Here is an 18324-nt window from a genome sequence, read left to right as displayed (position 1 = left end):
AAGGATAAGCTTTGTTTCAGACGTTAGCACAGGCCCTCGATTGGGCAACCACTCAACTTTTTGAGGTTTCCGACAGCGCTAAGCTCGATGCCGAGGTGATGCTGCTGCATATCATTCATAAGCAGCGCAGTTACCTCTACACCTGGCCTGATGAGCGTTTGACCAGTGAGCAGGTGACCGAATACAAACAGATGGTGTCTCGGCGTAAGATAGGCACGCCCATCGCCCATATTGTGGGCGAGCGGGAGTTCTGGTCGCTGCCCTTCATGGTCAACCCCACCACCTTGATTCCACGTCCAGATACCGAGATATTGGTTGAAACCGCGCTCAACCTACCCCTGGCAAATAATGCCAAGGTGTTGGACCTGGGAACGGGCACAGGTGCTATCGCCTTGTCGTTGGCCTTCGAGCGCAATACCTGGCAGATCACCGCGGTCGATAAGGTCTCTGAAGCGGTAGCCCTGGCTAAGGCTAACCGAGACAATCTCAAGCTACCTCAGGTAGAAGTGCTACAGAGCGACTGGTTCGATGCCATCAACCGCTATGACTTTAATCTGATCGTCTCCAATCCGCCTTATATCGATGAAGAAGATGAGCATCTGTCTCAGGGCGATGTGCGCTTCGAGCCCCACAGCGCCCTCACCGCGGGTGAACATGGCTATGCGGATCTCTTCCATATTGCCGAGGCCGCCCGTGATTATCTGGCGCCCGGTGGCTACCTGCTGCTGGAGCATGGTTTCGGCCAGGCCCTGACGGTGCGCGATAAGATGATCGAGCTGGGTTATGAGGCCGTGGCGACGGTACGTGACTTTGGTAGTAACGACAGATGTACCTTAGGCCGCTGGCCAAGATAGCCGCCTTAGTCTCTATCTGATTAAAACAAAAAACGCCATGGCCTGAGCCTGTGGCGTTTTTTTATCAACTGCCGAATGAGCACTAGTCAACAAGTTAATCCTTAATCACCAAGCTCATAGGAGAGGTGTTGGAGCACTACGTGAAAATGACGGCAATCTGACCGACATTTACAGGTGCTTAGTCATGAAGTATTTGCAGCCCGTCGCAGGATACTCCTCCTGGGTCCACTCCAGTCGATAGCCTCTGCCCTTACATAAGGGAAAGGAGAAGGCTGAATATACTTTCAGTCAAATGGCCGTGTTAATCACTATAGGTATTACTAATGTCTAGGCCATCTGATGGCCGCTTGCGATATCGGCGCTTGATCCTATCTATACGAAAATCACATTGTGCCCAAATAATCGACAGCTGTAGGGGGCGCTGAACGTGGTTTATACCCCTATTTTGATTGTTTTGAATCTAGACTGATTAACCGTCCATTATTGGCTTTATGATTTGGGCACAATTTAAGAAGTAAAGTGAGGAGGCTGTGTTTTTGGAAGAACAATGTTTTTTGTTTGTGTTTATTGTTGACTATTTGTTTTAACTGGGTAGGTTTGTTGTTGTCAGGTTAACTCCTTGATGTATTTAAGTTTGAGAACTCGATGTGATTAAGGAAATCGAGTGATAATAATTTAATGGAATGAAGAATATGACAGCAATAAGTAATATATCAAACGCGGTAAGAGTGGCTTTATTTGCTACTACTGGCGTGGCTTTGTTGGCAAGTTCCAGTGTTTATGCTGAAGAAGAACAACAAATAGAACGTATCGAAGTTACTGGTTCGAAAATTAAGCGTATTGGTGAGCTATCTCCAACGCCAATTACAGTGATTACGGGTGCACAAATGATGGAGATGGGTATCACAAACGTTGCTGATATCTTAAATAAGCTTCCGTCTTCAACTGTTGGCATTTCGCCAGAAACTTCTAATAATACTATTTTTGCCAGCGGGTTAAATAAGACTAACCTGCGTGGTCTAGGTAGTGACCGTACACTTGTTTTGGTAAATGGCCGTCGCTTTGTGGCAGGCTCAAGTGGTGACTCAGCGGTGGATTTGAATACCATTCCTACCGCGATGGTTGCTCGTATGGAGGTCATTACTGGAGGTGCTTCTGCGGTTTACGGTTCTGATGCAATCGCAGGTGTGATTAATATTATTACTCGTGACGATGTTCAAGGTGTGGAGCTTGATGCTTCTTATACGCAACCAGAACAGAGTGGTGGGGAAGAGAGCCAATTTTCTGTAACCGCTGGCGGCGAATTTCTTGATGACAAACTTTCAACAGTTTTCAACTTTACCTATGCAAAGCAGAAAGAGTTACGTCCTACCGACAGAGACTTTTTAAACAACCCTGTTAATAGTATTTATAATCCTGATATGTCGGAAGGTGCTCCTGCACGAATTCCATACTATGGACGTAAACCGCTTTCTTGGATTAATGAAGCTGGTACATTCTTTGCCAATGATGGTGAGCAGTATACTTTTGATAAAGACGGAAACATGAAAATCTTCGATTATGGAGAAGGTTTGATTGAGGGGCCGGGTAACAATGGTAACTACTGTGGACCAAGCTGTGAAGGCTATGATCCTGTCGATTATGGACAAATCCGTACGCCGCTGGAGCGTAAGGTGTTCACATTAAATACCGATTATGAGATTAATGATAATCATAAGTTATTTTCTGAAATTACTTATGTAGATTATCAGTCCAATGGTGAGAGTACACCTGTTTTCCATACAAGCAATAGATTATACGCGGATAACGCTTTCCTTACTGATGAAGCTCGTCAGTTGATGACAGATACAGGTATGTCAAGCCTAAACCTTTATCGTATAGATAGAGAGTTTGGCAATCGTACTTATAATCAAGATCGTGAAACACTGCGTGTCCTTGTGGGTATCGAAGGAGTTATCAGTGAAAATTGGGATTACTCTTTCCACGCTCAACGAGGTCAGCTAGATGAGACGACTGTTTGGGAAGGTGAAATTTGGGCTGATCGTTACAATCAAGCTAAAGATGCTGTTTTTGCTGCAGACGGCAGCATAGTTTGTCGTGATGCTGATGCTCAAGCTGCTGGATGTGTTCCGCTAAATCTATTTGGTGAGAACCAGGCAAGCCAAGAAGCAATTGATTGGGTTAGCACGAGCGCTGGTCGTACAGCGAAGACAACACAAACTACAGCAGGTTTAGTGATTAATGGTACGATGTTTGAGCTGCCTGCAGGATATGTCAGTGCTGCATTTAGTGCCGATTATCGTAAAGAAGAGTCGGAAACTACACCAGATCAGGCTCTTATCGATGGTACTATTTTTGGCAACACAGCTAACCCAATGAAAGGTGAGTATGATGTCACTGAGCTTGCCGTTGAATTTAGTATTCCATTATTGTCAGATACCTTCCTTGCGTATGATTTAGGTCTAGATCTAGCTTATCGCTGGATGGATTACAGCACTGCTGGTCAAGATGATGCGTGGAAAGTCGGCTTAAACTGGGCACCTATCGAAGATCTTCGTATTCGTGCTACTAAGTCAAAATCGGTTCGAGCTCCTAACATTAGTGAACTGTTTGACCCAGCAGGGCAAACATTCTCTAGCTTCACAGACGTGTGTGACAAAATTAACGTCGAGTTAGGACCCAATGAGAATCGTAAGAAAAACTGTCAAGCCGCTGGTTTACCTGCAGGCTGGAACCCAAGTGATGAGTGGTATTTAAGTAATCACCCGGGTAGCAATGCTGGTAACCCAGATCTAAAAGCTGAAACTTCTAACGATTACACAATTGGTGCTATCTATACCCCAAGCTATGTTGAAGGTTTGTCTTTAACCGTCGATTACTGGGCTTTTGAGATCACTGATGCGATTGAGTATATTGACGTAGCTACTGCAGTTCGTTATTGCTACGACTCTGAATCATTGGATAATGTTTACTGTAGCCGCTTTACCCGTGACGCCTCCACTGGTGACATCATCGACTTTGTACAATCGCCAGTTAACTCAGCGTCATTTGACGTTAAGGGTGTAGATATTGAAGCCGTATACGATATTCCAACGGATAATTTTGGTGACTTCAAGGTTCATGTTATCGCAACATATCTAGAGAAGTGGGAAACGAATCCAACAGGATTTGATGCAGATCTTCAGGTCGATGTTGGTGAGTATACTGATCCACGTTGGAAGGCGATGTTTAGTCTTGGATGGGAATATGATGCGCTAAGCCTAGAGGCTAGAAGCAACTACCGTCATTCAGCAGTCGCCTCTAATGATTGGAAGCCTGAGAACAACAACTATAACGACATTCCGTCGCATACAGTTTGGGACTTCACAGGCGCATATGATTTCACCGAATCGTTTTCTCTTCGTTTCGGTGTGAAGAATGTGTTCGATATCGCGCCGCCACGTAATCCATATGTTTATGATGGAGACGGTTATTATGACACTAACGGGCGTGCATTCTTCCTAGGTGCAAACTATAAGCTATAACCTAATTTTTAGGATGTAAGTTATAGAAACAGAAAAACCAGTTGTTCAAAGCAACTGGTTTTTTTATTGCAAATCAGAAAGCAAATACTATCGATGCGCTTAGTTTTTAGCTGTAGTCAGAAATTAAAAAGCGCTACTTTAATAAACGCTTGGTCATGAAGTATTTACAGCCTGTCGCGGGATACTGCTCTTGGGTCCACTCCAGTCGATAGCCTCTGGCCTCGTAGAAGGGCCTCGCCTGAAAGTTTAAGGTATCCAGGATGGCATAGATGCAGCCTCGCTCCCTGGCAATACGTTCGGCTTCAGCCAGCATCTTGCTGCCGATATGTTGGCCTCTGAGGGACTCGCTCACCCAGAAGTTATCTATCATCAGCCAGTTGCCGAAGGTGCGAGCCGACAGGCCGGCGAGCAGCTCGCCCGCCTCATTCTCAAGCTTTAGGCCCAGAGGTAAGCGCTCGCTTACCTCCCAACGTTGCCAGTTAAATTCGGCGATTTTCTGTTTGACGGTATCGGCAAATTCGCTGGAATCGTCATGGGTAAAGTTGATTTTGCTATCTGTGTTCAAGTGACATTTCCTTTATGAAAATTATCTAGAGGCATTATCGCTAAGAATCAAGAGTATGATATTGGTGCCCCGGCCTTTGATCGGGTACACTAGCGCCTTTGTGAGCCACGAAAGAAGATATAATGGACAGTTTATACCCAGCTATTAAGCATATACACCTCACCCTGATTAGCGTGAGTGTGCTGTTTTTTATCGTACGATTTGTGCTGCATCTTAAACAATCTGCCATCATGGACAAGAAATTTGTTAAGATTGCGCCCCATGTGATCGATACCTTCCTGCTGCTCTCCGGTCTAACCCTGTGCTTCATCATCAAGCAGTATCCGTTGCAGGATGCCTGGCTGACCGAGAAGATAGGCGCAGTGATCGCTTACATCTTCCTGGCGGCAATCTCGCTCAAGGCTAACCGTAACAAACTCTTCAAGACCTTCGCCGCCCTGGGCGCGCTGGCTTGGGTGATGTACGCTGCGAAAATTGCCATGTTTAAACAAGCAATATTAATGAGCTAATGACAAACCTGATCTTAAACGAGGCGCTCTCTCTGCCAGAGAGCGCCTTTGATATTTCCGAGCACCTGGGATTTTCCGATAAGGAAGCGGCTAAGTGGGCCTGGTACGAGCTGGCGGGTGCTGTACTTAGCCACTATTTGGTCGACAGAGAAGCCCGTCTTGAGGCGCTGCTGCAATGGTTCTATCAGGATCTCGGCTTCTGTGCACGAGAGTCCTATTTCAGTATCGAGGCGGCAGATCTGGCCTGCTGTATCACCACGCGTCAGGGCAACAGTACCACGCTGGCGACTGTGCTTATGCTGCTGGGTAAGCAACTGGACCTGGTATTGCAGCTGCTGCTGTTGCCGGGCACCACAGTGCTAAGCTGTCGTATCGACGACAAGGTGCGCTATATCGACCCGCTCACCGGGCAATCGCTGACTCGTCATCAACTGCATGTGTTGGTGCGCGGCGAGTTAGGCAATGGCGCGCCCTTTAAGCCGCGTTATCTTAAGCCCGCGAGCCTCAAGCGCCTGCTGTCACGCATGCTGCACGAACTCAAGGCCGGAGCCATCTTGGCGAGCCAGTTTGAGAGCGCCATGGAGTGTTGTAACTTGCTGCTGCAGTGGCACGAAGATGACCTGAATCTTAACCGGGAGCGGGCCTTTATCGCCCAGCAGCTAGGTTGTATCAGCGTCGCGGCGGCGGACCTACGACACTTTGTCGATAACAGTCCCCACGACCCAGTGACCGAGCTGGTCAAATTACAGTTAAAAGAGCTCAACGACGAGGTTGAGGTCTATCATTAACCCTCAGGGGCCAGGCCGGTAAGGCCTGACCCGGGGCTAAATTTACCATGGGCGCCACAAGCTGCCTGCGGCCATCGCTATAACTACAACAATAAATAACGAATAGAAAAATAAAAGGGAGATGAGATGAGTAGTACCGCATTAGTCAGCAATGACGCCGCAGCCTTAGTCACCAATGACGCCACGGGCCTGGGCCTGCTGGCGGTGATCTTAGGATTCGTGTTTTACACCAACAGCAGCCAACACCCATTCTGGGTGAAGTTTTATCGTTTCATTCCTGCGCTGCTGCTGTGCTACTTCCTGCCTTCACTGCTTAACTCATTCCATATTCTGGATGGCGATACGTCAAACCTCTACTTTGTCGCCTCCCGCTATCTATTGCCTGCCTGTCTGGTGCTGCTGATCTTAAGTGTCGACCTCAAGGCGATCCTAAGCCTGGGCCCCAAGGCGATTGTGATGTTTTTAACCGGCACAGTCGGCATAGTGATAGGTGGCCCCATCGCCTTGCTTATCGTGTCGACCCTCAACCCAGAGATCCTCGGGGTGAGCGGCCCCGACGCGGTATGGCGCGGCATGACCACCCTGGCCGGTAGCTGGATCGGCGGCGGCGCCAACCAGGCGGCGATGAAGGAAATCTACGAGGCCGGTGGCAACATCTTCTCTATCATGGTGACGGTCGATGTGATCGTGGCCAACATCTGGATGGCCGTGCTGCTGTTTATGGCCTCTAAGGCCAAGGAGATCGATGCTAAGACTGGCGCCGATACCCGCGCCATCGAGACGCTTAAGTTGAAGGTGGAAAAGTATCACGCCGAAAATGCCCGTATCGCCAGCCTGAGAGATCTGATGATGATCGTCGCCGTGGGCTTCGGTATCACGGGTCTTGCCCATGTGATCGCCGATTTCCTGGGGCCCTTCTTCGAGGCGAACTATCCCTGGACCCGCGACTACAGCCTGACGTCTAAGTTCTTCTGGCTGATCGTGACAGTGACCACCATAGGTCTGGCCATGTCGTTCACCCCAGTGCGCCATCTCGAGGCGGCTGGCGCCTCTAAGGTCGCCTCGGCTTTCCTCTATATTCTGGTGGCGACTATCGGCCTGCATATGGATGTGTTGAAACTGTTCGACCCGGCCAACCTCTGGTATTTCGCCATCGGCATCATCTGGATGGTCGTCCATGCCGGTTTCATGTTGCTGGTGGCCAAGCTGATTCGTGCACCGCTGTTTTATATGGCGGTGGGCAGTCAGGCTAACGTGGGCGGTGCCGCTTCGGCGCCCGTGGTGGCCGCAGCTTTCCATCCGGCTCTGGCACCTGTCGGTGTACTCCTGGCCGTATTAGGCTATGCTGTAGGCACCTATATGGCCTGGGTGTGTGGTCAGATTTTGCAGGTCGTAGCCCAGTAATAGGGCTCGAAATGCACTAACGTATTTGATTCCTGCCGGGGTTGCCCCGGCTTCTTAAGAGAGAAGTAGCGATGAGTAATAAAACCATAAAGTTAGGTAGCATTGAAATTGCAAACGACAAGCCTTTTGTCCTGTTTGGTGGCATGAATGTGCTCGAGTCGCGAGACCTGGCCATGCAGATCGCCGAGACCTATGCGGAAGTTACTCAGAAGCTGGGGATCCCTTATGTGTTTAAGGCATCGTTCGACAAGGCGAACCGCTCATCGGTTAACTCCTATCGCGGCCCTGGCATGGAAGAGGGACTGAAGATCTTCCAGGAGATCAAAGACACCTTTAATCTGCCACTGATCACCGACGTGCACGAGCCGTACCAGTGTCAGCCTGTAGCCGAGGTGGTGGATATCATTCAGCTACCGGCCTTCCTGGCGCGTCAGACAGATCTTGTGGTGGCCATGGCCAAGACAGGTGCCATCATCAACGTGAAGAAGCCACAGTTCCTGGCGCCCCATGAGATGCGCCACATCATCACCAAGTTTAACGAGGCGGGTAACGACGAGATTATCCTGTGTGAGCGCGGCTCTTGCTTCGGTTACAACAACCTGGTGGTTGACATGCTGGGCATGGATGAGATGAAGCAGTCGGGTTACCCAGTGATCTTCGATGCGACCCACGCCCTGCAGCGTCCAGGCGGACGTGCCGATAGCGCAGGCGGTCGTCGTGCCCAGGCCACAGAGCTGGCTCGTAGCGGCATGGCGCTGGGCCTGGCGGGTCTGTTTATCGAGGCGCACCCGGATCCAGACAATGCTAAGTGTGACGGCCCATGTGCCTTGCCACTGCATCAGCTGGAAAACTATTTGACCCAGATGAAGGCGATCGACGATCTGGTGAAATCGTTCGCACCAATCGATACCAGCAAGTAAGCTAGCTTTACTCAGACTGCTGGAAATCGAGGTCGACATAATGCTGAAGCCCCGCCTGTGCGGGGCTTTTTGTTGTTCGTTAAATTGTCTCAGGCACCTGCGCTTTAGCCTGCCATCGTCCTAAAGCTTAATCACATGACTCACTGTCCATGAGCCATTTTCACTCGCACCAAGGCAGCTTAAGCGCTAGTCTAATACCCCCTTTATTTGAGTAGCGCCTATGTGGATCGTATTTACCTTTCTCGCCGCCTTCATGCAGTCCTGGCGTAACGCCTTGCAGAGCCAGCTTAGCCGTGACGTCAAGGTCGCCGGGGTGACGCTGGCGCGCTTTATTTGGGCGGGTCCTATCGCCGCCTGTTATCTCATGGCCCTCTATCTCTGGCTGCCGCCTGAACAGGCCATTGGCGCCTTGCCGTTTCCCGCCCCTTTCTGGAGTTTCGTGCTCGGCGCCGCCTTGATGCAGATTGTGGCCACGGGTTTGATGGTGAAGCTGTTTCAGCTAAGAGACTTCGCCATAGGGGCGGGTCTGGCCAAGAGTGAGGCAATTGTCGCCGCGGTGTTTGGCGCGCTGTTTTTTGGTACTCAGTTAAGTTTACTTGGCTGGCTCGGCGTGGTGATTGGCGCAGTGGCCGTACTTTTGATGAGCAAGGGGGCGGGCGTTGCCAGACTTTCACCTCAAGTGTTACTGCTGGGGCTTGCCTGTGGCAGCGCCTTTGCGCTCACCTCACTCTGGGTCAGAGAGGCGAGCCTGGTGCTGGCCTTGCCCTTTCCTCACAGAGCCGCCTGGGTGCTGTTTTGGGTAATAAGCCTGCAGACAGTCATCTTGTTGCTATTTTTCTGGTGGCGGGACCGTCAGACCCTGGCCGCCCTTTGGCGCAGGCCTAAGTTGACTCTGGCCATCAGCATCACCAGCTGCTTGGGTTCTATCGGTTGGTTCAGTGCCATGGCCTTAGAGGCGGTGCCTTATGTGAAGACCTTAGGCCAGGTAGAGGTGTTCTTTACCCTAATCGTGGCGGGGGGCTATCTTAAACAGAAGGTCAAGCCGAAGGAGATGACCGCCTTACTGCTTATCGCAGTGGCGGCCATCTTGGTGATCTGGGGATGATTTAGCTTAGGCGGTCTGGTAGCGGGCCAGGATGGTGCCCAGACTCTCAGAGGCGTGTGATAGCTGACTGACACCGATTGAAGACTGGTTAGCCAGCTCCTTGATCACGTTAGCCTGCTGTCTAATCTCACTCAGCTCCGAGGCGATATCGTTGGCCACAGCGCTCTGCTCCTCCGAGGAAGCCGCTATCTGGAAGCTCATGTCGATCACCGATTGCGATGACTCGTTGATGGCGCTGACGTCTGTGCCTATCTCGGTGATCAGCGACTGGCTGGATTGGGCCTGCTTAACCGTGCGCTGGGTGATGTTGTCGATATTGTTGGTTTCCTGCTGCAGGTTCTCGATCATCGCCTGGATCTCTACCGTAGCTGACTGCGTACGGCTGGCCAGGGTTCTTACCTCATCGGCAACCACGGCGAAGCCGCGGCCCATCTCACCGGCGCGGGCTGCCTCGATGGCGGCGTTGAGCGCCAGCAGGTTGGTCTGCTCCGAGATGGCGTTGATGGTGGTGATCACCTCGTTGATCTTGGTGGCGTTGACCTTGAGGGTGCTAACCGAGTCTGAGGTCTGCTCGATGAAGCCCGAGAGCTGTTCGATATCCTTGATCGCCTTCTGCACCCGCTCGTAACTCTGGCGCACAGATTGCGAGTTTTGCTCTACCTTTTCCACCGAGCTATTGGAGATGTTGGATACCTCTCCGGCGGAAGCCGTCATCTCTTCCATGGCGGTGGCTACAGAGTCGAGAGAAAGATACTGCTGCTCTATCTGGCGCTCACTTTCTTGGTTTTCTGAGGCAAATGAACTGGCGGTGTTATGCAAGGTCTCGGCGCTATCCTTGACCGTCACTACGAGTTCGGTGAGTGTGTCCATGGCGTTATCTAGGGCACAGCCTATGGTACCAAACTCGTCGCGGCCCGGGTGGAAGCCCAGGCGCGAGGTTAGGTCGCCCTTGGCGATATTCTTGGTGGTGGTCCACAGCACCCAGAGGGCGCCGCCGATAAAGGTGGCGTTCCAGTAGAGCAGGACGGAGAAGGGCAGCAACCAGAGATAGGTCAGCAGCAGGCTGTAGAGGGCCGATTGTCTGGCGTCTCGCTCACGGCTGGCGACATTCTGCGTCAGGGATAGACTCTGCCCCGAAGCGCTGCGCACCACGGCGGTAATACTGTCTTGGGTGCGGCTGGAGCTGACCTGACCGCTCTGCTGGATATTCAGGCTGGCAAACTTATCGGTTTGGCCGCTGGCCTCTAGGGCGCGAACCATGCCCGATAGTTCGCCCTCTAGCGCCATCATGGAGCCTTGCTCTATGGTGTCTATGCTCTCCTGGTAGCGGCTGACGCCGAGACAGGTGATGGCGATGAAAAATAGCGCCCCGATGACCCAGAATTTATCGTTAATAGACATCTTGATGAAGAGTTTGTCTATGGTGCGAAAATTAACTTCTCTCATAGTTTTTTCCGTCTCAATTTAAGGCTGAGGCCTTAGACAATAGTAGAATAAAATGCGGCGACACCCTTAAAATTACGCCTTTTTTACTAATAAATACAGGATGGTTTAACGTTTTTTTTACATAGATCTAGCCTAGGTCGAGATTCCCATGCGTCCCTTGAACCAAGGGGGCAGCGTCAGCGCCAATTGGCTGGCGAGCAGGCCAAAGCTGGCCCCGGCGAGCAGATCCCCTAGATAGTGATAGTTCAGGCTCAATTGCCCGGCGATGACGGCCAGCATGCAGCCTATCCAGAGGAGCATCAGTTTGGGAATATGGCGCCAGAAGGTGAAGGCGAGGGCGAAGGTCAGCAGGGCATGACCCGAGGGGAAGGAGTCGTAGGCAAGTCCCTGGGCAAAGGGATGAAAGGCCTCAATGCGATCGGCGACCCAAGAGGGATTATGGCCATCGCCCAGGGTTATCCAGCTCTCAGGCCAGGTGCGACCGAAACTCCATTTGGCGACCCAGCGAATGGAGAAGGCAAATATTAGGGTGAGCACCAGTTCCAGTGCCAGGGCCTGAAACCTGGCGCGAAATCGCTCGCTAATGCAGGCGAAAATAGTCAGCCCCGCGAGAAACTCCAGAAGCAGCGGCATCTTACTCAATAGTTTTAACCCTGGGTGAGAGAGCTCTTGTGCATGCATCAGATCGGCCAGCTGGCGGTCGATAAAATGAACCGAGATCAGCACCAGGGCAAGTAGCAGGCCATAGAGCAGCAGGGCGCCTTTGGGGCTACTGGGAAAGAGGTGTTTTAGCATGGATTTGTGTATCTATGGGAGAAGGAAGCTCTAGCCTAAGGGAAATCTGAGGGCTTGCAAAGCTTGTTGCCTCACAGTCTGCGCAACTCTTGGCACAACTCTCGGCTTAACCCTCAGCCCAACCCTAAGCCCAACCCTCAGCCCAACCCTCAGCTTTAGTCTCTGCTGAGCTGAGCTGAGTTGGACAAGGCAATAGCTAAGCGAATGGTGATGTTCACGGCAATGGCTTGGTAAACCTGCCTGTAGGCTAGCGAGGTGAGCAGAGGATGTGAGAAGGTGAGCGTCATGGTGGCTAGGCGATGCCTAGCCACCATGACGGAGGATCAAGTGCGCAGGCTCTCGATCAGGTAGTTGAGGCTAGGGCTATCTTCTAAGTTACTGGTCGGGAAGACGTTGTACTTAGGTGGAATCAGCCAGTCGCGCTGCACCAGCTCATCGAGCAGATCCAGGTATTGCACGCTGGTCTTACCCACGAGCAGGTTGTCCAGGCTGCGGGTCTTAGACAGGTGCAACATGTCGAGGAAGCCACTCAGGTAGAGATGATCTTTGGTGAAGCCTCCACCGCGATAGACACGGGCCGTGGTCGCAAAGGCATCGTCCTTGTCCATCTCAAGTTCATCGATCAGATAGCTATAGGTGAGGTAGAAGTCCTGCTCCTTGAGCATGGAATCAACCGCCAGCACACGCGCGGCCAGAGTATTGAGACGAGAATGTGCCATGAAACCTGCCTTCAACTCGGCCAGGATCGCCAGGCCTTCCTGGGTATAGGTCGAGCCGGGCAGTCCCAGACGCAACACCTTGAGCGATTGCTGCTTGGCGTTGAGCGTGGTGGCCATATGCACCCCCAGCTCATGCTGGATCAGCCGCTGTACCTCGCTCTCGTGAAACTGGGCATGGCTGCTGATCGCCAGCTGCGCCGGGTTAGAGCTGACCATGGCGCGGGCGACGATGGCGCCGCTTAGGCCTATCTTACAGCGCATCTGCCACTGCTCGGCGCTCTGCTTCATCAGCTCACATACCTGTTGGGCGTTAAGGCTTTCCCCTCTATCTTCGGGGATCTCCTTGGCGTACAGCAGGAACTTGGCGTTGGCAATCGCGCTCTTATCCGGGCGGCCATGATAACGCAGCGAGTTGTAGACGAAGCCTTCCTGGCCGACACTGGTCAAGAGGTCTATCTGTTCGCCCAGCTTGTTGACGATATCCTTGTAGAGCTGCTTGAGCGCGGGATCGGCAATATTGTCTATGGGCAGACGATAGAGGCGATATTTAAACTCGTTGGCATCTATGGGGAGCTGACGATAGGCGAAGTTTGGCTTGAAGCGACTCGGCGCCTTCATGAAGCGTCGACGTTCGGCCGCCAGGTTGGTCGGGTTGACATATTTTAGGGTGTCGACCTTCTGCGCCAGGCGGAACAGCGCGGCATCTATCTCCAGTACCTCGGGCTCGATGGCGCTGCTGAGCATGTCGGCGCGGCGGGTCTTGCTTTGACGATTGAGCTTACGCTGGAAGTAGGCGCTGGTGGCACTAAAGGCGTTTTTCAGCCCCAGCTTAAGATCGTCCAGCACTATGGGGTAGACCTCACCGGTCAGCTCGTCCATAAACACCTTCTTGATCTCCGTCGGCAACACTAAGGTGCGGTCGAAGCGGGCGTTGGTGTGGGCGATCAGGTAGCCGCGACCCTCGAAGGCCACGTCCAGTTCGGCATCCAGCTCTATGTTGGGCAGCGTGATGGTCTTCAGCTCTCGCTTGAACTTGTGGACCACGCTGCCCCAGCGCTCCATATCGATCTGCGAGGTGCCTATGTTAAATACGGGCGTGGGCTTCTCGATGCGCTTGTAGTTGTAGGAATGCAGGTCGAACACGATCACCATGCCGAACATGCTCTCAAGCTTGGCGATCAAGGCCTCGTACAGGCGATAGAAATCCTGGTGCTTGGCATGGCTGATGGCGCGCTGCTTGGCGCTTAGCGGCTTGCGCCAAACCTGTTTCATCCAGGCGGACTTGTAATAGGTACTCAGGCTCTTGGGGCGGTTGAGATCGTATTCGAAGCGCGAATCGCTGCCCGCCAGGGTGATCGGCTGCGAGGCGATCACCTCGTCGGTGAAGGGATCTTCTTCGAAGTAACGCTCCTCGGCGCTGAGCTGGCACTGCTTGACCAACTCAGGGCGCAGGTTGTGCCCCGCATGAATCGCGGTGCACACGACGGGCAGATACTCTTGGATGGTGATCACACAGCCGGAGGAGGCCAGCTGGCCTGAGAATGTCTCCCCGCGTTTAATCAGGGAGAGCATCTGGTCGAGACTATAGGTTTGCATTTTCTACCGCTTGACGATATGCACTCTTACGTTGCATCAATAGCTCTTTGGAGTTGATGATGTTCTCGGCGAAATCGATCACCTGTTTCTGCAGACGTACGCGGTTGAGTTTGTTGATACGCGTGATGCCGCCCGGACTGAGGACGTTTACCTCGACCAGCTTATTGCCGATCACATCCAGACCGGTGAAGTAGAGGCCGTCGCGCACCAGTTTTGGGCCGATTGCGGCGCACAACTCGCGCTCTTCACGTGTAATAGTGTGTCTGACCACGCTGCCGCCGGCATGGACGTTAGATCTGAACTCGCCCGAGGCTGGCACGCGGCGCATGGCGCCAATGGGCTCACCGTTGAGCATCAATATACGCTTATCGCCTTCCTCGGCACCTTCGATGTAATCTTGCAGGATCACATAGTTGCTCTGTTCATCCGTGCCGATGTAGAAGTCCAGCAGTGAACTGAAGTTTTGGCGTGCGCTCTTTTCGATCACGATAACGCCATGACCGCCGAAGCCGTTCAGTGGCTTGAGGATCATCTTATCGCTGTCGCTCTCTTCCAGTACCCTTTGCAGGTAGTCGCGGTTCTTCGACACATGGGTGGTAGGAATGTACTGGCTCGCCGCACCGCTCATGCTGGCGGTGTAGAGTTTGTTGTTGGCGACTCTGAGTCCCTCGAGATCATTGATGATCAGGGTGTCGCCTTTGACCGAATCTAAGAAGTTGAGCGCCAGGTTATCCAGTGGCGGATTGGCGCGCATAAAGATGCAGTCGAAGCCGGCCATGGGCAGGCGCGCCTTATGAAATTCGGCGGTGCGATAAAAGCGGGGAATGTTGTCCGATATCTTCATCCCTTTCTTGATGATTTGACAAAACCCGTAGACGCTACTGTCACGAATGGTCAGCCCACTGGTAGTGGTGATGGCAACGGTATGACCACGCTGCGCGCACTCATGAACTAATCTCAGGGTGGTATCTGATTCAGGATCGATACGCTCCCACGGGTACATCAAAAAACAGATGTGCATTCTTTAAGCAACCTCATCTTCAGGGGGAGATTCCACATATTCATACTGCTCAACACGCTTGTTGCTCGTGCTGTTTAGGGTGTGGAACTTTTTGGGTTCGCGGGTAAGCTTGATGTACTTCAGCCATACATGCTCAAGCTTGGTATTTGCCTTGTTGGGGTGTTTCAGTACCTTAACAAAGTGTTTTTCCTCTGCAGTTTCAGGCTCAAGATCGCCTGCCTCAAAGGCTTGCATAGTGTCGCCATATAGGCTTAACAATTCAGCTTCAGACAAGGTAAACTCTCCGGACTTACTGAAGCCGCGGGGAAAGTTTTTGTCATCAAAAAAACGCTTTTGACCAAAACGAAATGACTCTTCTGACATAACAACCTCTCACTGTGATAGCAACGCTGTAACTACAGGGTTTTTCGATCGCGAAATTATGATTTTTGTCGTTAAAAGAGAAACAAAACTTTTTTATCGTCACCATTAGGATTAGTTGTTATTCTCTCGGTGAAATTGACCGAGAGACCAAAATGGACGTCAAAGTATTTAAGACCTTTCTAGAGGTGGCCAGAACAAGGCATTTCGGCCGTGCGGCAGAGAATCTCTATATCACTCAGGCGGCGGTGAGCGCCCGGATTAAGCAACTGGAGTCCTTCTTCGATTCCGCCCTGTTTGTGCGTAATCGCAACAGCATTCAACTCACCACCTCGGGCGAGCGCCTGGTGCCCTATGCCGAGGTGATGGTGAGTACCTTGGAGCAGGCGAAGAACGAGCTGGCGCTGACCAATCACAAGGCGTTGCAACTGACCATGGCGGGTACGCCCAATATTTGGGATGCCTATTTGCAGCACTGTCTGAGCAAGGTGACCGACGCCTTCGGCGGCTATGGCTTTCTGGCCGAGGCGCTCAGTCGCGAGCAGCTAAACCGTAATTTACTTGAGCGCACCTTAGATATGGCCTTTGCCTTTGACCCGCTTAAGTCGGAGGAGTTGGTGTGCAAACAGGTTGCAGATCTTATCTTGGTGTTGGTCTCGACCCGTCCCTGCGATCAGTCAGAAGCCCTGAGCGAAAAATATGTCTATGTGGATTGGGGGACACGTTTCGCCTCGGAGCATGCAGAGAGACACTATCGTATGCCGCCACCTTACCTGCGTACCTCTACCGGACGTATCGCCCTGGACTTTATTCTGGATAAGGCGGGGTCGGCCTATCTGCCGCTGTCGATCGTGGAGCCATTTCTACAGTCGGGTCAGCTTTATCGCGTCGAAGGGGTAGAGCCCTGGAATCGCCCCATCTATCTCTCCTACCGCAAAGACAGCGGCTCGCTGGAGGCGATCATCAAGATTGAGGAGCTGGTCAAGGAGATAGACCCCCTGACCGCCTTCAGCCTGCAACAGATCGGCCAGCTTGGCTGACAATCGAATTGAGGAGGTTGATTAATCGTCGGCCTCATCCCTCTGCTTGCGCCTGATGGCGATGCCGATACAGAAGGCGGCGCCGCCCCAGGTCAGGCTTAAGGCAAGCAGCATCATGATAAGGGCACTTTGACTCATGACTTGTCTCCCGGGTGTTTATCTGGATAGCCTGGCGATTTGCTGGTGAAGTTAATCAGCACGGCGAAGAAGAGCATGGTGCCTACTAAGCCCCAGCCTAAGAAAAGCTGATCGGCAATGGGATAATCGCCATAGCCGTTGACTAAGGTGTTGTAGAGATTCTTTATCAGTATGGTGGCTAAGATAGCCGGGCTGATGAAGCGTAGGCAGACGACAAACCAAGCGCCGACCCTGAACTCGGAGTTTTCATTGGCATGCTCATGAATCACAGTCACCTTCAGCAGCCAGGTGATGATCAGCAGCTCCAGCAGGCAGCTCAGCAGCAGGGCGATGTTGTTGATAAAGTAGTCCACCAGATCCAGTAGCAGTAGGCCGCCATTGGTGGCAAAGGCCATGGAAACCAGATAACCAATGCTGCATACCAGTACCGCGGCGGGCCTGCGGCGCGCATGGAACTTGTCGATGACCGCGCTGGTGACCGCTTCTATGATGGAGATGTGCGAGCTTAATCCGGCGATCACCAGGGCGATGAAGAAGAGTGGCCCCAGAATGTAGGGGGCCGGCATCAGGTTGATCGCCGTGGGTATGGTGACAAACGCCAGGCCTATGCCCGAGCTGACCACCTCGGTCAGGGGCTTCATCTGCTCCTCGGCCATGTAGCCCAGCACTCCGAAGATAAGTATGCCCGCCAGAATCGAGAAGCCACAGTTGATCAACACCGTCATGAAGGCGTTGTTGTTGATGTCGGCCTTGCTGGGCAGGTAGCTGGAATAGGCGAGCATGATGGCGAAGCCGACGCTGAGGGTGAAGAAGATCTGGCCATAGGCGGCGGACCATACCTGGGTGTCCAGCAGCCGGCTAAAGTCTGGCTCAAACAGATAGTTGAGCCCAGATAGCGCCCCAGGTAGAAACAGGATGCGACCTATCAGCACCAATACCATGATAAACAACACGGGCATCATGATCTTGTTGGCGCGCTCAATCCCCCCCTTTACCCCGGTAAAGACCGCCATGAAGGTCATCAGCCAGGCGATGCTCATGGCGATGGCTATGCCGACTTGAAAGTCGCCCAGATGGGAAGGTGAGTTGTTTCCTAGTTTAAGATATTGATTAAAAAAGAAGTCATTGGGATTGTCTCCCCAGGCCAGGCTGAAGGAGAAGCCGAGATAGGAGAGGGTCCAGCCGATTACGGCCACGTAATAGACGGCGATCACCGCGGCGATGAACACCTGGAACCAGCCGAGCCATTCGAGCCTGAAACCGAGGGTATGACCGAGCTGGGCGAAGATGCGTGGCGAGGTCTTCTTCAGCTTATGGCCCAGGCTAAATTCCATGATCATAAAGGGGATGCCGGCGGTGAGCATGGCGAACAGATAGGGAATAAAGAAGGCGCCACCGCCGTTGTCATAGGCCATATAGGGGAAGCGCCAGATGTTGCCCAGTCCTATGGCCGAACCGACCGCCGCCAATATAAAACCTACCCTGGAGTTCCACTGCTCTCGTTTCATCTATCACCTCGAGCCTCGCGCCTTTTAAGAAT

16 protein-coding genes are annotated in these 18324 nt (G+C 52.3%); 8 read left to right on the top strand and 8 right to left on the bottom strand.

Annotated features, from left to right (window positions below; translation table 11 throughout):
• Positions 1-11 precede the first annotated feature (11 nt).
• Both prmC and L1D43_RS12280 read left to right on the top strand, forming a co-directional pair.
• Entirely contained in the window at positions 12-854 is an 843-nt protein-coding gene (prmC, locus tag L1D43_RS12285) for a peptide chain release factor N(5)-glutamine methyltransferase (protein WP_239851916.1), read from the top strand.
• A 692-nt stretch (positions 855-1546) separates the two neighbouring features.
• A complete protein-coding gene (locus L1D43_RS12280; protein ID WP_041509158.1) occupies positions 1547-4378 on the top strand; it encodes a TonB-dependent receptor in 2832 nt (943 codons plus the stop codon).
• Positions 4379-4511: 133 nt separating this feature from the next.
• Here L1D43_RS12280 and L1D43_RS12275 read toward each other — a convergent pair whose 3' ends face one another.
• On the bottom strand, positions 4512-4943 hold the full coding sequence (locus L1D43_RS12275; protein ID WP_239851915.1) for a GNAT family N-acetyltransferase: 432 nt from the start codon (positions 4941-4943) through the stop codon (positions 4512-4514).
• Positions 4944-5065: 122 nt separating this feature from the next.
• Between L1D43_RS12275 and L1D43_RS12270 the strand changes: the two genes are divergently transcribed.
• From L1D43_RS12270 to L1D43_RS12250, 5 genes are all read left to right on the top strand, one after another.
• The gene (locus L1D43_RS12270) at positions 5066-5452 is read left to right on the top strand and encodes a SirB2 family protein (protein ID WP_239851914.1); all 387 of its coding nucleotides are present in this window, start codon (positions 5066-5068) and stop codon (positions 5450-5452) included.
• Positions 5452-6240, top strand: a complete 789-nt coding sequence (locus L1D43_RS12265; protein WP_239851913.1) for a tetratricopeptide repeat protein — start codon at positions 5452-5454, stop codon at positions 6238-6240. The genes L1D43_RS12270 and L1D43_RS12265 overlap by 1 nt, the downstream gene beginning before the upstream one ends.
• Before the next feature lie 126 nt (positions 6241-6366).
• On the top strand, positions 6367-7644 hold the full coding sequence (locus L1D43_RS12260; RefSeq protein ID WP_239851912.1) for a DUF819 family protein: 1278 nt from the start codon (positions 6367-6369) through the stop codon (positions 7642-7644).
• Between the two features lie 71 nt (positions 7645-7715).
• Positions 7716-8564, top strand: a complete 849-nt coding sequence (gene kdsA / locus L1D43_RS12255) for a 3-deoxy-8-phosphooctulonate synthase (protein ID WP_011866701.1) — start codon at positions 7716-7718, stop codon at positions 8562-8564.
• A gap of 220 nt (positions 8565-8784) precedes the next feature.
• Positions 8785-9669, top strand: coding sequence for a DMT family transporter (locus L1D43_RS12250; protein ID WP_239851911.1), 885 nt, complete (start codon positions 8785-8787; stop codon positions 9667-9669).
• 6 nt (positions 9670-9675) lie between these two features.
• On the opposite strand, the gene L1D43_RS12245 is transcribed toward L1D43_RS12250, so the two are convergent.
• The 5 genes from L1D43_RS12245 to L1D43_RS12225 form a co-directional block, all read right to left on the bottom strand.
• Positions 9676-11115 (bottom strand): methyl-accepting chemotaxis protein, encoded by a 1440-nt coding sequence (locus L1D43_RS12245; RefSeq protein WP_239851909.1) that lies wholly within the window; start codon positions 11113-11115, stop codon positions 9676-9678.
• Positions 11116-11247: 132 nt separating this feature from the next.
• A complete protein-coding gene (locus tag L1D43_RS12240) occupies positions 11248-11910 on the bottom strand; it encodes a phosphatase PAP2 family protein (protein ID WP_239851907.1) in 663 nt (220 codons plus the stop codon).
• A gap of 323 nt (positions 11911-12233) precedes the next feature.
• Complete coding sequence (locus L1D43_RS12235) at positions 12234-14225, bottom strand: flavohemoglobin expression-modulating QEGLA motif protein (protein WP_239851906.1); 1992 nt, start codon at positions 14223-14225, stop codon at positions 12234-12236.
• Positions 14212-15246: a glutathione synthase gene (gshB, locus tag L1D43_RS12230; protein ID WP_041509057.1), complete on the bottom strand. Its 1035-nt coding sequence runs from the start codon at positions 15244-15246 to the stop codon at positions 14212-14214. Before gshB ends, L1D43_RS12235 begins: the two co-directional genes overlap by 14 nt.
• Before the next feature lie 3 nt (positions 15247-15249).
• Complete coding sequence (locus L1D43_RS12225) at positions 15250-15609, bottom strand: DUF413 domain-containing protein (protein ID WP_041509058.1); 360 nt, start codon at positions 15607-15609, stop codon at positions 15250-15252.
• A gap of 152 nt (positions 15610-15761) precedes the next feature.
• Here L1D43_RS12225 and L1D43_RS12220 point away from each other — a divergent pair, with 152 nt between their 5' ends.
• Positions 15762-16646: a LysR family transcriptional regulator gene (locus tag L1D43_RS12220; RefSeq protein ID WP_239851905.1), complete on the top strand. Its 885-nt coding sequence runs from the start codon at positions 15762-15764 to the stop codon at positions 16644-16646.
• Positions 16647-16667: 21 nt separating this feature from the next.
• Here L1D43_RS12220 and L1D43_RS12215 read toward each other — a convergent pair whose 3' ends face one another.
• A complete protein-coding gene (locus L1D43_RS12215) occupies positions 16668-16784 on the bottom strand; it encodes a MetS family NSS transporter small subunit (protein WP_152619090.1) in 117 nt (38 codons plus the stop codon).
• Positions 16781-18292, bottom strand: a complete 1512-nt coding sequence (locus L1D43_RS12210; protein ID WP_239851904.1) for a sodium-dependent transporter — start codon at positions 18290-18292, stop codon at positions 16781-16783. The genes L1D43_RS12215 and L1D43_RS12210 overlap by 4 nt, the downstream gene beginning before the upstream one ends.
• Positions 18293-18324 lie beyond the last annotated feature (32 nt).

This window comes from Shewanella sp. Isolate8 (assembly GCF_022398495.1).
GTDB classification, from domain to species: domain Bacteria; phylum Pseudomonadota; class Gammaproteobacteria; order Enterobacterales; family Shewanellaceae; genus Shewanella; species Shewanella aquimarina.
Note: the sequence above shows the minus strand (reverse complement) of the source record. Positions and strands in the feature narration are given on the sequence as shown.